Raw genomic sequence first — 14,554 nt, 5'->3', positions numbered from 1 at the left:
GACGCTCCGCGTCCCACAACTGCGGACGCAGAGCGTCCATTGATGCATTCCCACGCAGAGCGTGGGAACGATCATCTGCTGGGCGGCGAAATATGTCTTAGGGTTCTATGCCCAATTCGTGTTTCACCAGCTCAAGCAACTTCCCCGTATCAATCGGCTTGAGCAGAAAATCCACCACGCTCAAGTGCATCGCTTCGATCGCATCTTTCACGTCGGCATCGCCGGAGACGATGATGATCGGCATCGCTGCACGTACCGATTCACGCACCTGGCGAATCAGCTCGAGGCCATCGACATTGCCCATGCGCAGGTCGGTAATCACCAAACCGATCGAAGGCTTTTCATCGAGCATTTTCAGCGCGGTTTCACCGCTGGCTGCGGTCATGCAGCGAATGCCGTCCAGCGCGAGAATCTCCGACAACAGCTCGCGGGCGTCCTTGTCGTCGTCGACGATCAGGACACGCTGCGGCGGCAGATCAGGTTCGAGCATCACTGCGCTGAGCGCTTCCCGCTCGGCGTCGCTCAAAATATCGTGGTCGGACATGGCGCTCTCTAAATGTTCAAACAATCCCTGGCAAGTCGTCAGACATCACCGGACAGCGCTTCAATGTGCACTTCGTCGGAATTTTTTCCAAGTGGCTAGCGCAAGCTTTTCCGAGCTTTTGCGTAGGTTATTTCCGAAAATCGGCCAATGGTGGCAAAACCTAGACTTACGTCCAATGGGCACCCTGCCCGCCGGGGCCGACCATGGTCGCAACGATCCGACAACAACAATTCGAAAAAGACTGCGGTAATGGTTATGAGCAAAGCGGACGCCTTCACCCAGGCAGGGAAAACCGCGGTGTTGCAGAACATTCAGGGCACCCTGCAATTCCTCCAGCGCTTCCCGCCCTTCAATCAGATGGAACACGCCCACCTCGCCTATCTGGTGGAGCAATGTCAGCTGCGTTTTTTCGCCCAGGGCGAGAGCATCATCAAACCGGCCGACGGCCCGGTGGAACACTTTCATATCGTCAAACAGGGTCGGGTGGTCGGCGAACGCCAGCACATCACCAAGCCCGGCACAGAGACCACGTTCGAAATCACCACCGGCGAGTGCTTTCCGCTGGCCGCGCTGCTCGGTGAACGCGCCACGCGCACCGAACATCTGGCGGGCGAAGACACCTTCTGCCTGCAACTGAACAAACTGGCGTTCATCAAACTGTTCGCCCTCTCCAGCGCCTTCCGCGATTTCGCCTTGCGTGGGGTGAGCAGCCTGCTCGATCAGGTCAACCAGCAAGTCCAGCAAAAAGCCGTGGAGACCCTCGGCACCCAATACTCGCTGAACACACGTCTCGGTGAACTTGCGATGCGCCATCCGGTGACTTGCAGCGCCGATACGCCACTGCGTGAAGCGGTGAAGCTGATGCACGAGCAACAGGTCGGCAGCATCGTCGCGGTGGATGAGCACAAGGCGCCGCTGGGGATTTTCACCCTGCGCGATTTGCGCCATGTGGTCGCCGAAGGTGTCGGTGATTTCAGCGACGCCATCGAACAGCACATGACTCGATCACCGTTTTATCTGTCGCCGGATCACAGTGCCTTCGATGCGGCGATCGCCATGACCGAGCGGCACATTGCTCACGTCTGCCTGGTCAAGGATCAGCGCTTGTGCGGCGTGGTGTCCGAGCGTGACCTGTTCTCCCTGCAACGGGTCGATCTGGTGCACCTGGCCCGGACCATCCGCAGCGCGCAACGGGTCGAACAACTGGTGACCTTGCGCGGCGAGATCGGCCAACTGGTCGAGCGCATGCTCGCCCACGGCGCGTCGTCGACGCAGATCACTCACATCATCACCCTGCTCAACGATCACACGGTGTGTCGGGTGATCGAACTGACCCTCGCCGAAAAGGGCGACCCGGGCGTGCCGTTCAGCTGGCTGTGTTTCGGCAGCGAGGGTCGGCGCGAGCAGACGCTGCACACCGACCAGGACAACGGCATCCTGTTCGATGCCCGCGATGCCGCGCACGCAGCAGAGATTCGCGGCAAGCTGCTGCCGATTGCCCAGCAGATCAACCAGAGCCTGGCGCAGTGCGGTTTCACTCTGTGCAAGGGCAACATCATGGCCGGCAATCCCGAGCTGTGTCTGTCGCGGGCCGAATGGGCGCGGCGCTTCGCGGCGTTCATCCGCGAAGCCACGCCGGAGAACCTGCTGGGCTCGAGCATTTATTTCGACCTGCGCGTGGTCTGGGGCGATGAGCAAGGCTGCGAGCAATTGCGCCGGGGCATCCTCGATCAGGTCGCTGACAACCGTCTGTTCCAGCGCATGCTGGCCGAGAACGCGCTGCGCAATCGCCCTCCCGTTGGGCGCTTCCGTGAATTCGTGCTGGCCCGCAAGAACGGTGAGAAGGCCACGCTGGATCTGAAAATCCAGGGCCTGACGCCGTTCGTCGACGGTGCCCGTTTGCTGGCGCTGGCCAACGGCATCGACGCCAACAACACCCTCGAACGCTTTCGCCAACTGGTCGATAAAGAGGTCATCGAGCCGCTCGACGGCGCGGCGTATGAAGAGGCGTATCACTTCATTCAACAAACGCGGATGCAGCAGCATCAGTTGCAGACCCGGGAGAACCAGCCGTACTCCAACCGCGTCGATCCCGACAGCCTCAATCATCTCGACCGGCGCATCCTGCGCGAATCCCTGCGCCAGGCGCAGCGCCTGCAAAGCAGCCTGACCTTGCGGTATCAGCTATGAGCCTGTTCTCCTGGCTACGCCCGGCCAGCCCCGTGGTGTCGGCGGATTTGCAGCAGCGGCTGGCGAAGCTGCCGGCGCTTGCCGGACTGAGCGAATGCAGCCTGCGCGAGCAGCGCTGGGTGGTGCTGGACCTGGAAACCACCGGCCTGAATATGAGCAAGGATCGGGTTCTGTCGATCGGCGCGGTGGTGATCGAAGACGGCGCGATCGATTTCAGCCAGCAGTTCGAGCGCACGCTGCAATGTCGCGAGCTGAAGCTCAGCCCCAGCGTACTGATTCATGGCTTGGGGCCGAATGCGATTGCCGCAGGCAGCGACCCGGCGGAAGCGTTGCTGGAGTTGCTGGAGTTCATCGGCGACAGCCCGGTGCTGGCGTTTCACGCGCCGTTCGATCAGCACATGCTCGGGCGTGCAGTGAAGGAGCACTTGGGGCATAAGCTGCAGCATGTGTTTCTGGATGTGGCGGACATTGCGCCGCTGTTATGTCCGCAGGCGCAGATTCGCGAGGCCGGACTGGATGAGTGGATCGAGTGGTTCCGGCTTGAAGTGTTCGAGCGGCATAACGCGAGTGCCGATGCGCTGGCCACGGCGGAGTTGGCATTGATTCTGTTCAGCCGCGCGCGGGCGCAGCAGATTTACAGTCCGTTGCAGTTGCAGCAGCGGTTGAGCCAGTGGAAGCGGCGGCAGCAGGCGCCGTCCTTTTAGAATCATTCAAATCAAAAACCCCTCACCCCAGCCCTCTCCCAGAGGGAGAGGGAGCCGATCGTGGTGTCTGAAGCCTTATATCGACCTGAAAGACCGAGTCGATTGAGGAATCGCTGAAAATCGTTCAGGTCGGTGTACCTCCAGAATATCCCCCGATCAGTCCCCTCTCCCTACGGGAGAGGGCTAGGGTGAGGGGCTGCCCTTGATTCATCACCTGACCAGTGGCCAATTGCTAACCATTCCCACCTCTGCCAGAATCGCGAACTATTCTCGTTAGTTAACATTTCCCAATCGGTGATGTCCGGTGTCGTCAGTGCCCAACCCCCACAGTGAGCTCGTCGGTGCGATGTATCGCGACCATCGCGGTTGGCTGCTGGCGTGGTTGCGGCGCAATGTGGCGTGTCCGCAGCGTGCCGAAGACCTGAGCCAGGACACGTTCGTGCGCCTGCTCAACCGCGACGAACTGCTGACGCCGCGCGAACCTCGGGCGTTTCTGGTGGCGATCGCCAAAGGCCTGTTGTTCGACTACTTCCGCCGCGCCGCGCTGGAACAGGCCTACCTCACCGAACTGATGCTGATCCCCGAAGACGAACAACCGTCGGTGGAAGAACAGCAAATGATCCTCGACGACCTCAAAGCCATTGATCGCCTGCTCGGCAAGTTGTCGACCAAGGCCCGCGCGGCCTTCCTGTACAACCGCCTCGACGGCCTCAGCCACGCCGAAATCGCAGACAAACTCGGTGTCTCGGTACCGCGCGTGCGGCAGTATCTGGCCCAAGGCCTGCGCCAGTGCTACATCGCCCTGTACGGTGAGCCGACATGACGGCGGCCAGTTCGCGCCCGGTGCCGGCGCATGTGCTGGACGCGGCGATTGCCTGGCAATTGACCCTCGATTCGAGCACCGCACTGGAGCGCGAGGAATTCGCCAAATGGCACGCGGCCCATGAAGAACACGCCCGCGCGTGGCGTCAGTTGGGCATGCTCGATCAGCGCTTCAGCGTCGCCAAGGGCCCGGCCCGAAGTGCGTTGCTGCAATCGCGCGAAGGCATTCGCCGGCGCGTGCGCAAACTCGGCAGCGGGCTGGCCAGTGTCGTGGTGATCATCGGGCTCGGGCTGTTTGTCAGTGAGCGCTACCTGCCGCTGGATTACTGGCTCGCCGATCAGCGCACCGCCACCGGTGAACAGCGCACCGTGCGCCTGTCCGACGGCACTCTGCTCAACCTCAATACCCACAGCGCGGTCGACGTACGCTTCGATGACGAACGCCGCTTGATCGTGTTGCAGGAAGGCGAAATTCTCGTCGAGACCGGGCATGGCGACGCGCGGCCGTTCATCGTCGAAACCCGCGAAGGCAGCATGCGCGCGCTGGGCACGCGGTTTCTGGTCAAGCGCGAGGACGATGGCACACGCCTGAGCGTGTTGCAGTCGGCGGTCGCGGCCCATGCCCAGGCCAACCCGCAAGAACTGGTTCTGCGCGAAGGCCAGCAGGTGCTGTTGCGCAGTGACGGGCTGGGCTCGATTGCCGCCCTCGCCCCCGGCGCCGATGCCTGGACGCGCGGCATGCTGGTGGTGGACAACGCCCGGCTGGGCGATCTGGTGCACGAGTTGGGGCGCTATCGTCGTGGCCATCTGGGTGTGGCGCCGGAAGTGGCCGATCTGCGCATTACCGGCAGTTTTCCGTTGCATGACACCGACAAGGCACTGAGTGCATTGCTGCCGACTCTGCCAGTGCAGATCGAGCGGCATACGCCGTATTGGGTCACCGTGGCGAAGGCGGAGCCCTCCGCCCCTTGACATGATCGTTCCCACGCTCTGCGTGGGAATGCAGCCCGGGACGCTCTGCGTCCCTGCCGAAGCGGACGCAGAGCGTTCATTGAGGCATTCCCACGCGGAGCGTGGGAATGATCAGTGTGGGAGCGAGCCTGCTCGCGAAGGCGCCATCAGCCGCACAACCATTTCCCGCAAAAAAGAATTTCCACCCAGCCCTATCACTTTTCCAATCTCGTCCGGCACACAGGCAATTGAGAAATATTTCCATTCAGGAGCCGCCGTATGTCCCGTTCGCCAGACACCTTGTTGCGCCCCAGTCTGCTGGCTTTTGCCATCGCTTTCGGCACGCCGCTGATCAGCAGCCCGTTGCTCGCCGCTGAGCAAGCGTCCAGCGTGCGCGCCTACAACCTGCCGGCGGCGCCGCTGTCGACCACCCTGAACCAGATCGCCAGCCAGGGCGGCCTCGCCCTGTCGCTCAATCCTGCGCTGGCCGCCGGCAAAACCTCGGCGCCGGTCAACGGCCAGTACGACGCCGCCGGCGCCCTGCGCGCGGCTTTGCGCGGCACCGGTCTGCAACTGGAACAGAGCAGCGCCGGCACTTACACCCTGGTGGCCGTGCCGGAAGGCACGCTGGCCCTGCCGGAAACTTCGGTCATCGGCGTGGAAAACTTCGAAAGCGCGTGGGGCCCGGTCGAAGGCTACACCGCGACCCGCACCGCCGCCGGCACCAAGACCGACACTGCGCTGGTCGAAGCACCGCGTTCGATTTCGGTGGCAACCCGTCAGCAAATGGACGACCGCAGCGTGCACAGCCTCGATGATGCCGTGCGCTACATGCCGGGCATCACCGCCAGCAGCTACGGCAGCGACACCCGCGCCGACTGGCTGCGCGTGCGCGGTTTCGAACCGACCCAGTTCCTCGATGGCCTGCCGCTGCCCAAAGGCGTGTACGCCAACCCGAAACAGGAAACCTGGAACCTCGACCGCCTCGCCCTGCTCCGCGGTCCGGCCTCGTCGGTGTACGGCCAGACCCCGCCGGGCGGTTTGCTCGACATGGTCAGCCGCCGCCCGAGCGCTGAAGCCAGCAGCGAAATCCAGTTGCAATACGGCAGCGACAATCACCGCCAGATCAACTTCGCCAGCACCGGCAAGATCGATGACGCCGGGCAGTTTCTCTATGGCCTCAGCGGCGTGGTGCGCGACAGCGGCACCCAGGTCGATCACGTCGACAACAAGCGCTACAACATCGCGCCGAGCCTGACCTGGAACATCGATGACGACACCAAACTCACTCTGCTGAGCCAGTTCACCCGCGACGACACCGGCATCACCAGCCAGTTTCTGCCGATCCAGGGCACGAAGATCAAATCGCCGCTCGGTGATATTTCCCATCACAAGAATCTCGGCGATCCGGATTGGGAATACTACGACCGCACCTACTACGCGCTGGGTTATGCCTTCGAACATCGGTTGAACGATGTCTGGCAGTTCAAACAGAACCTGCGCTACACCAAGTCGGACCTGTCGTTCCAGTCGCTGACCCCTGGTTCCTATCCGTTCACCACCGTGGATGCAGAGGGCAACGTCGGCCGCACCAGCACCAGCGTCGACGAAGACATCAGCCAGTTTGCCGTGGACAACAACTTCCAGGCCGACTTCGCCACGGGTGAGATTCGCCACACCTTGCTGCTGGGTCTGGATCACCAGCGCAGCAACACCAACTACACCTCGATCTTTGGGGATGGTCTGCAAACCAACGTCATCAACCCGATCTACGGCCAGCCGATCGTACGTCCGGCGCGCTCCACGGCGTTTTACGACTACAACCAGAAGACCTACCAGACCGGTCTCTACGTGCAGGACCAAATGGCTCTCGACCAGTGGCGCCTGACCCTCGGCGGCCGTGAAGACTGGGTGCACACCAGCACCCAATTCATCAACCAGAGCGACGCCACCAACACCCAGCGCGACAAGAAATTCAGCGGCAACGCGGCGCTCAGCTACGTCTTCGACAACGGCTTCGTGCCGTACCTGTCCTACGCCGAATCGTTCCAGCCGACCACGGGCGCCGATGCCACCTCGACCGGCTCGCTCAAGCCAACCGAAGGCAAGCAGTGGGAACTGGGCGTCAAATACCAGCCTCCGGGCAGCAAGACCCTGCTGACCGCCGCCGTGTATGACCTGACCCAGAAGAACGTCGCGGTGAACACCTTCGTCAACAACGTCTCGGTGACCAGCCAGACTGGCGAAGTGAAGGTCAAAGGCCTGGAACTCGAAGCCGTATCGGATGTGACTGACAACCTCAAAGTTATCGCTGCCTACACCCTGGCCAAGTCCGAAGTGCAGAAAGGCGTCGACAAGGGCAACCGCCTGCAACTGATGCCCAACCAACAAGCCTCGCTGTGGACCGACTACACCTGGCACGCCGGCGTGCTCGACGGTTTCGGTATCGGTGCCGGCGTGCGCTACACCGGCAACACCTACGGCGACAAGGCCAACACCTGGCTGGGCAAGGCCGATGCCTATACCGTGTTCGACGCCAGCGTGCATTATGATCTGGGCCGTCTGGACAACAGTCTCAAAGGTGCATCGCTGGCGGTGAACGCGACCAACCTGTTCGACAAGGACTACATTTCCACCTGCGACAGCTTCTATTGCTACTACGGCGACCAGCGCAGTGTCGTCGCCAGCGCCACTTACAAGTGGTAAGCCAGTGAGCTGAAACAGGCCCTGTTCCCAGGCCGTCCGTACCGGACGGCTTTGGTGTTTTTGAAGGTCATGCAATGAAAAGTAAAACCATCCGCCGCTGGTCGTTCATCCACACCTGGACCAGCCTGATCTGCACGGTGTTTCTGCTGATGCTGGCGCTGACCGGTCTGCCGCTGATTTTCAGCCACGAGATTGATCACGCGCTGGGCAACGCCCCGGAGCTGCGCGAGATGCCGGCCGACACGCCGCAACTCGACCTGCAGCAACTGGTCGATGCCGCGCAGAAACATCGCCCGGGCGAAGTCATGCAGTACTTCGGTTATGACGACGAAGAGCCGAACGCGGCGTTCGCGATCATGGCCAAGACGGCCGACACCGAGCCGAACTCTTCGCACACCTTCATGCTCGATGCGCGCACTGGCGAAGCGCTGGAAACCCCTTCGGCCAACGGTGGCCTGATGCTGTTCATCCTGCGCCTGCACGTCGACATGTTTGCCGGGCTGCCGGGCAAGCTGCTGCTGGCGTTCATGGGGCTGCTGTTTGTCGTGGCGATCATCTCCGGCACGGTGCTGTACCTGCCATTCATGCGCCGCTTGAAATTCGGCACCGTGCGTCAGGACAAATCCACGCGGCTGCGCTGGCTCGATCTGCACAATTTGATTGGCGTCGTGACCCTGACCTGGTGCCTGGTGGTGGGCGTGACCGGGGTGATCAGCGCCTGCGCCGACCTGCTCATCGCCGCCTGGCGCAACGACGCGTTGACCACGCTGATCGCGCCGTATCGCGATGCGCCGCCGCTGACCCAACTGGCGCCGGTTACGCGGCTGCTCGACATCGCCGAGGAAGTCGCACCGGGGATGAAGCCGGATTTCATCGCCTTCCCCGGCACGCGCTTTTCCAGCGAGCACCATTACGCGGTGTTCATGAAGGGCGGCACGCACCTGACCTCGCACCTGCTGACACCGGTATTGATCGACGCCACGACGCTGCAAGTCACCGCCGTGGCCGAACGGCCGTGGTACATGGACGCCATGGGCATGTCGCAGCCGCTGCACTTTGGTGACTACGGCGGCATGCCGATGAAGATTCTCTGGGCAACCCTGGATGTGCTGACAATCATTGTGTTGGCCAGTGGCGTTTACCTTTGGGTAGTGCGGCGCAAGGCGGCCAAGCCTGTTCTGGAACCGGCGGAGGCCTCGGCATGAAGCCGCGTCAATCGAGTTTTTGGAAAGTCTTCAGTACACCGATCGTGATCGCCCTGCTCAGTGCGGCGGGGCTGTTTGCGGCGTTGCTGGGGGATGGAATCTGGGATGCCTTGAGCTGGGTCGGGCTTGGCGTCCCGGCATTTCTGGCGATAAGAGGTTTTCTGCCGCGAAGCTGAGAATCCCTTGTGGGAGCGAGCCTGCTCGCGAAAGCGCCCGGACACTCAACATCAAAGTCGACTGTCACGACGCCTTCGCGAGCAGGCTCGCTCCCACATGGGTTCTGCGCCGGACGCGAGCAGGCTATGCTGCCCGATCATTGTCATGATCGAGACCTTGCCCATGTCCGCCCCCAGCATGACCCTGTACCACAACACCCTGTCGCCCTTCGTCCGCAAGGTCATGGTGCTGCTCCACGAAACCGGTCAGCAGGATCGCGTCGCGCTGCAAGACTGCGTGCTCAGCCCGGTCAGCCCGAACCCGGAGCTGATCGCCGACAACCCGTTGAGCAAAATCCCCGCCCTGCGCCTGGCCGATGGCAATGTCATCCATGACAGCCGCGTCATCCTCGAGTACCTCGACCAGCAGCACGTCGGCAATCCGCTGATCCCCCGTGAAGGTGCGGCGCGCTGGCGGCGCCTGACGCTGGCGTCGATGGCTGACGGGATCATGGATGCCTCGGTGATGGTGCGTTATGAAACCGTGCTGCGCCCGGTGGAAAAACACTGGGACGAATGGCTGGACGCTCAGCGCGACAAGATCCGCCGCGCCCTCGCCGTGCTAGAGAGCGAAGCGATTGCCGAGCTGACCAGCCACTTCGATGTCGCGGCGATCAGCGTGGCCTGCGCGCTGGGCTATCTGGATCTGCGCTTCCCGGACATGGACTGGCGTGCAGCCAATCCGCAACTGGCCAACTGGTATTTCGAGGTGAGTCAGCGACCGTCCATGGTGGCGACGATGCCCAAGTCCTGATTTTGCGGCGCCTGATCTGCCCCCATCGCTGGCAAGCCAGCTCCCACATTGAATCGGGACAGACCGCTGACCTGTGTGTCGGCATATATCCTGTGGGAGCTGGCTTGCCAGCGATGGCACCACCTCGGTTCTGGCGGCAGCGCTGCAACAATCAGCGTCAGCAGAACCGCCACTTCCCTGCGCTCAGCCCTCAACCCGCTCATTGCATCGCCTCCACATCAAACTCCAGCGGCTTGGCGGACTTCAAACCAATCCCGTACCAGTCCAGTTTGCGCGTCAGCACCATGAACACGCCGAGCAGACCGAACAGCATCAGCGAGCCCATCAGCAGCGCGTAATCCTCGGCGCTGAGCAATCCGTAGAGCAGGCCATACAGCGCCGCCAGCCCCGCCGAAAAACTCAAGCCATGCCGCGCGCTGCGCAGGACGTGGCTGACATAGAAGCCAATCAACAACACGCAGCCACTCGCCGACAGCAGGTACGCCAGCGCAAAACCGATGTGTTCCGACAGCGACAACAGCAGCAGGTAAAAGAACGCCAGCGCCACACCGACCAAGGCGTATTGCACCGGGTGCACCGCCAGGCTTTTCAGCACTTCGAAGAGGAAGAAACCGGCGAAGGTCAGAACGATGAACAGCAGCGCGTATTTGATCGCCCGGTCGCTCTTCAGGTACTGATCCACCGGATCAATGAAGCTCACGCCGAAGCTGCGCCCGTTGAGTGCATCACAGTCGCCAGCGACGCAGCGCTCCATCGCCTCTTGCAGGTTGGTGGAGAAAAACGAGGTCTGCCAGTCGGCGCTGAAACCCTGATCGTTGATCTCGCGCTTGGCCGGCAGGAAGTTGCCGACGAAGCTGGGGTGCGGCCAATTGGCGGCGAGGCTGACGCTGCTGGTCTTGCCCACCGGCACCACACGCAGCGAGCCGGTGCCTTGCAGACGCAGGTCGAAACCGAAGGTCAGTTGCGTGGCTTTGCTGGCGTCGAGCGCCGGCAGGGTGACGTGCACACCCTCGCCGATCCAGGCCACTTCGCTGCCGGGCACGAAATCCAGTTGCTGGCCGCCGAGCTCGAGTTTCAGCGCGTTTTCGATGCCGCGAATATCGCTGATACCGACGGCAAGGAACGGCGCGTCGAATTGGTAATCGGCAAAATTTTCCTTGATGCCCAACTGCGCCGGCAGGGAAAAATGCCCGTCGATACGGTTATCGGCGTGGAACAGTCGCGCCTCGTAAATGCCGCGTTTGCGCAATTCGGTCTGCACCTGGCCGTCGAGCTCGAAACGCTCCGGCAGAAAGTACAAACGCCCGCGCGCTTCGCTGACCTCTTCGTAGCGCTTGTTGGTTTTCTCGTTGGTCTTCCAGGTGCGCACCACCTTGCGATACGGCACCACCATCACCGGTCCGGTCAGCTGCTGGCTGTAACTGGAGCTGCGCGCGATGTCTTCGAGCACACCGTCGCGCAGTTGCTGACGCTCATCGATGATGCCATCGATCATCAGCAAGGGGATCAGCAACAGCAGGATCAGCAAGGCGATCGCGCCGAGTTTGATGGTCAGATTCTTGTTCATGGGACTCTCCCTGTTTGGATGGGAGGAGTCTGCTGATACGGTGTGGTGGCAGTGTGGGGGGAATATGGAGATTGTGTGGAGAATGCATTCCCTGTGGGAGCGAGCCTGCTCACGAAGGCAGCAACGGGGTCTCACGGCAAGCGCAATACCACCTCAACCCCGCCCTCGACATTGCCAATGCGCACCACCCCGCCATGCAGCTTGACCACTTCCTCAACGAAGTTCAGCCCCAACCCGGTGCTCTTGCGTCCGCTGTCCGGGCGCGGCAACGAGTAGAAGCGTTCGGTCAAACGCGGCAAGGCGTAATCGGGAATCGGCGTGGTCTGGTTGAACAGGCGGAACTCGACCTGCTCGCCAACCCGCTCGGCGCTCAAGCGCAACAAGCCCTGCGCCGGGGTGAAATCGAGTGCGTTTTCCAGCAGATTGCCCAACGCCTGGCGCAGCAGAAACGGCTCGCCAATCAACAGCAGATCCTCGCCGATCACTTGCTCGACGCGCAGTAGTTTGCCCTCGATTCGCGCGGCCTGCGCCTGGAACAGTTCTGCGACCAACAGCGCCAGCGGCACTGCCACCCTTTCTTCCAACCCTTGGCGCTGTTCCACCTGCGCCAGATTAAGCAGGCGCTCGATCAACTGCTGCATCCGCGCGCTTTCGCTGTCGATGTTGCTGACAAAGCGCAAACGCTGGACGGGCGGCATCTCGCTTTGCAACAGCTCCGCTGAGCCCCGGATCGCCGCCAGCGGACTTTTCAATTCATGGGTCAGGGTGTGCACGTAGCGCTCGACGTAGGCCTTGCCTTCGAGCTGCGTGCGCATCTGCTCGACCGCTGTGGCCAGTTGCTCCAGTTCGCCGCCGCGATAGTGCGGCACTTCCACGCGCCGGCCTTCGCTCACCGCCTGGGCATAACCGGTCAAACGGTGCAGCGCGCGGCTGAGCCACCATGAGAGCAAGGCACCGAAGAGCAGGCCGAGGCCGATCAGTCCGGCGCCGTAAAACAGCAAGCGCCGCTCGGTGCGATCGACGTAGGGCTGCAGCGAACTGTTGGGCTTGGCCACGGTGACCACGCCGATGATCTTGCCATTGTCGCGAATCGGCGCGCCGACGTGCATCACTGAAGAGCTCGGATCGTCAGGATCACTGCGGCTGGAGCGCGCGCCGTACTCGCCGCGCAGGGTCAGGTAGACGTCGTTCCAGCGCGAATAATCCTGGCCGATCGCGACGCCGCTGGAGTCGAGCACAACGATGCCCTTGGCGTCGGTGACGTAGATGCGGTGGTTGACCTGGTTTTTCGGCAAGCCCCAGATGGTCGCTTGCGGCTGCCGCTCGCCATAGGCGCGGAGCAATTGCGGCCAGCGGTTCTCGCTGAGGGTGCCGGCCTTGAAATCGTCGCGCAGGATTTCTGCCATCAGGTTGGCGGTGTCCACCAGCGTCTCTTCGGTGGACTGGCGCACGCCGGGGCGAATTTCTTCCATCACCGTGTTGAGGACGAAATAACCGGTCAGGCCGACAAACAGCACATACACCAGAAAGATCCGCAGCCCCAGCGACATCAGCTGTGCCCCGGGCTGTAGCTGTAACCGAGGCCGCGATGGGTCTGGATCGGCTCGGCCTCGGCACGTACCAGGCGCAACTTGGCGCGCAGGCTTTTGATGTGGCTGTCGATGCTGCGCTCGTAACCGGCGTCGGCCGCTACGCCCAGCGCATCGAGCAATTGCTCGCGGCTGAACACCCGCTCAGGTTGTTCGAGCAGGCATTGCAACAAGCGGAATTCATGGCGGGTCAGGCTCAGCGGCTGGCCGCGATAGCTGATCTGTACGCGTTCGGCATCGATGCGAAACAGCGTTGAGCCTGCTTCCAGGGTTGCGCGCGGCGCCATGCGTTTGAGGATGGCTTTGACCCGCGCTGCCACTTCACGCGGGCTGAACGGCTTGACCACGTAATCGTCGGCACCGATCTCCAGACCCACCACGCGGTCGATCTCGGCGTCGCGGGCGCTGAGAAACAGCACCGGCACTTCCGTGAAGCGCCGCAATTGCTTGCAGGTTTCGAAGCCACTGATGTCCGGCAGACCGATATCGAGAATGATCAGGTCGGCCGGGGTTTGCCGCTGATGCTCCAGCGCCGCCGCGCCGAGGTTCAGCCACGTGGTGCTGAACCCCTCGCCCTGCAAGGCAAAAATCAATGTGTCGGCAATCGCCGCTTCGTCTTCGACAATCAGGATGTGCGGCATGGCGTCCGAGCCCGTGGCAGTGAGTGCGCGAACGGTGCCCCAAGCCCGGGGTTACGTCAATCAGACCACTTAGCAGTCAGGCTTGTCGGCGGTGTAACGCCGCGCCGGATTGACCGCCGCGCCGAACTCGCGCAAGGCCTTGGCGCCGATCAGCAGCGGATAGTTGAAGTGGCTGCGGTCGGTCAGGTTGACCTCGACGGTGCGCTTGACGTTGCCCAGGCACAGTTCCAGATCGACCACCGGACGCTTGGCGACATCGCTGCTGTCGCGCTCTTCATCGTCCTCGTCGGAACGGCTTTTGATCTTGCTGATGCGCGCGACCTTATGCTCGAAGACCTTGTTGCTGGCGTCTTTGGTGGCGAGGCGGAAACGCACCCAGTCTTCGCCATCACGGGTGAAGGTCTCGATGTCCTTCGCCGACAGCGAGGCGGTCAGCGCGCCAGTGTCCATCTTGGCCTTGAGCACTTCGCCACCGATTTCCGGCAGCGCGATGTATTCGTAGCGACCGTACAGCGTCGGCTCGGCGGCCATGACCGGCAGCGCGACGAGAGCAAACAGAGCAAGGAGGGATTTCACGTAAGGGGCTTCCTTGGGAGGTTAGGCAACGGCATTTTAGACCGTCGCGCGGTTGATCGTTCCCACGCTCTGCGTGGGAATGCATCCAGT

General features: G+C 62.1%; 13 protein-coding genes. 8 read left to right on the top strand and 5 right to left on the bottom strand.

Annotated features, from left to right (window positions below; all coding sequences use genetic code 11):
• Window positions 1–97: 97 nt before the first annotated feature.
• Window positions 98–544 (bottom strand): response regulator, encoded by a 447-nt coding sequence (locus tag JWU58_RS03090; protein ID WP_016772851.1) that lies wholly within the window; start codon window positions 542–544, stop codon window positions 98–100.
• 255 nt (window positions 545–799) lie between these two features.
• Between JWU58_RS03090 and JWU58_RS03085 the strand changes: the two genes are divergently transcribed.
• From JWU58_RS03085 to JWU58_RS03050, 8 genes are all read left to right on the top strand, one after another.
• Window positions 800–2,734: a putative nucleotidyltransferase substrate binding domain-containing protein gene (locus JWU58_RS03085; protein ID WP_336342533.1), complete on the top strand. Its 1,935-nt coding sequence runs from the start codon at window positions 800–802 to the stop codon at window positions 2,732–2,734.
• Window positions 2,731–3,438 carry a 3'-5' exonuclease gene (locus JWU58_RS03080; protein ID WP_197891300.1) on the top strand — a complete coding sequence of 236 codons (708 nt, stop codon included), beginning with the start codon at window positions 2,731–2,733 and terminating at the stop codon, window positions 3,436–3,438. The genes JWU58_RS03085 and JWU58_RS03080 overlap by 4 nt, the downstream gene beginning before the upstream one ends.
• Window positions 3,439–3,784: 346 nt before the next feature.
• Window positions 3,785–4,261 (top strand): RNA polymerase sigma factor, encoded by a 477-nt coding sequence (locus JWU58_RS03075; protein ID WP_189691481.1) that lies wholly within the window; start codon window positions 3,785–3,787, stop codon window positions 4,259–4,261.
• Window positions 4,258–5,232 carry a FecR domain-containing protein gene (locus JWU58_RS03070; protein WP_016772847.1) on the top strand — a complete coding sequence of 325 codons (975 nt, stop codon included), beginning with the start codon at window positions 4,258–4,260 and terminating at the stop codon, window positions 5,230–5,232. Before JWU58_RS03075 ends, JWU58_RS03070 begins: the two co-directional genes overlap by 4 nt.
• Window positions 5,233–5,490: 258 nt before the next feature.
• Window positions 5,491–7,917, top strand: a complete 2,427-nt coding sequence (locus tag JWU58_RS03065; RefSeq protein WP_016772846.1) for a TonB-dependent siderophore receptor — start codon at window positions 5,491–5,493, stop codon at window positions 7,915–7,917.
• A 74-nt stretch (window positions 7,918–7,991) separates the two neighbouring features.
• Complete coding sequence (locus JWU58_RS03060; RefSeq protein ID WP_206421470.1) at window positions 7,992–9,122, top strand: PepSY-associated TM helix domain-containing protein; 1,131 nt, start codon at window positions 7,992–7,994, stop codon at window positions 9,120–9,122.
• Complete coding sequence (locus JWU58_RS03055) at window positions 9,119–9,298, top strand: hypothetical protein (RefSeq protein ID WP_016772844.1); 180 nt, start codon at window positions 9,119–9,121, stop codon at window positions 9,296–9,298. The genes JWU58_RS03060 and JWU58_RS03055 overlap by 4 nt, the downstream gene beginning before the upstream one ends.
• Before the next feature lie 163 nt (window positions 9,299–9,461).
• Entirely contained in the window at window positions 9,462–10,091 is a 630-nt protein-coding gene (locus JWU58_RS03050) for a glutathione S-transferase (protein WP_016772843.1), read from the top strand.
• 199 nt (window positions 10,092–10,290) lie between these two features.
• Here JWU58_RS03050 and creD read toward each other — a convergent pair whose 3' ends face one another.
• From creD to rloA2, 4 genes are all read right to left on the bottom strand, one after another.
• Window positions 10,291–11,658 (bottom strand): cell envelope integrity protein CreD, encoded by a 1,368-nt coding sequence (creD, locus tag JWU58_RS03045; protein WP_206421469.1) that lies wholly within the window; start codon window positions 11,656–11,658, stop codon window positions 10,291–10,293.
• A 131-nt stretch (window positions 11,659–11,789) separates the two neighbouring features.
• Window positions 11,790–13,208, bottom strand: coding sequence for a two-component system sensor histidine kinase CreC (gene creC / locus JWU58_RS03040; RefSeq protein WP_206421468.1), 1,419 nt, complete (start codon window positions 13,206–13,208; stop codon window positions 11,790–11,792).
• Window positions 13,208–13,888, bottom strand: coding sequence for a two-component system response regulator CreB (creB, locus tag JWU58_RS03035; protein WP_024014583.1), 681 nt, complete (start codon window positions 13,886–13,888; stop codon window positions 13,208–13,210). Before creB ends, creC begins: the two co-directional genes overlap by 1 nt.
• A gap of 69 nt (window positions 13,889–13,957) precedes the next feature.
• Window positions 13,958–14,464: a retropepsin-like aspartic peptidase RloA2 gene (gene rloA2 / locus JWU58_RS03030; protein WP_016772839.1), complete on the bottom strand. Its 507-nt coding sequence runs from the start codon at window positions 14,462–14,464 to the stop codon at window positions 13,958–13,960.
• Window positions 14,465–14,554 lie beyond the last annotated feature (90 nt).

This window comes from Pseudomonas atacamensis, from assembly GCF_017167965.1.
GTDB lineage: Bacteria > Pseudomonadota > Gammaproteobacteria > Pseudomonadales > Pseudomonadaceae > Aquipseudomonas > Aquipseudomonas atacamensis.
This window is presented reverse-complemented; position numbering and strand designations above follow the sequence as displayed.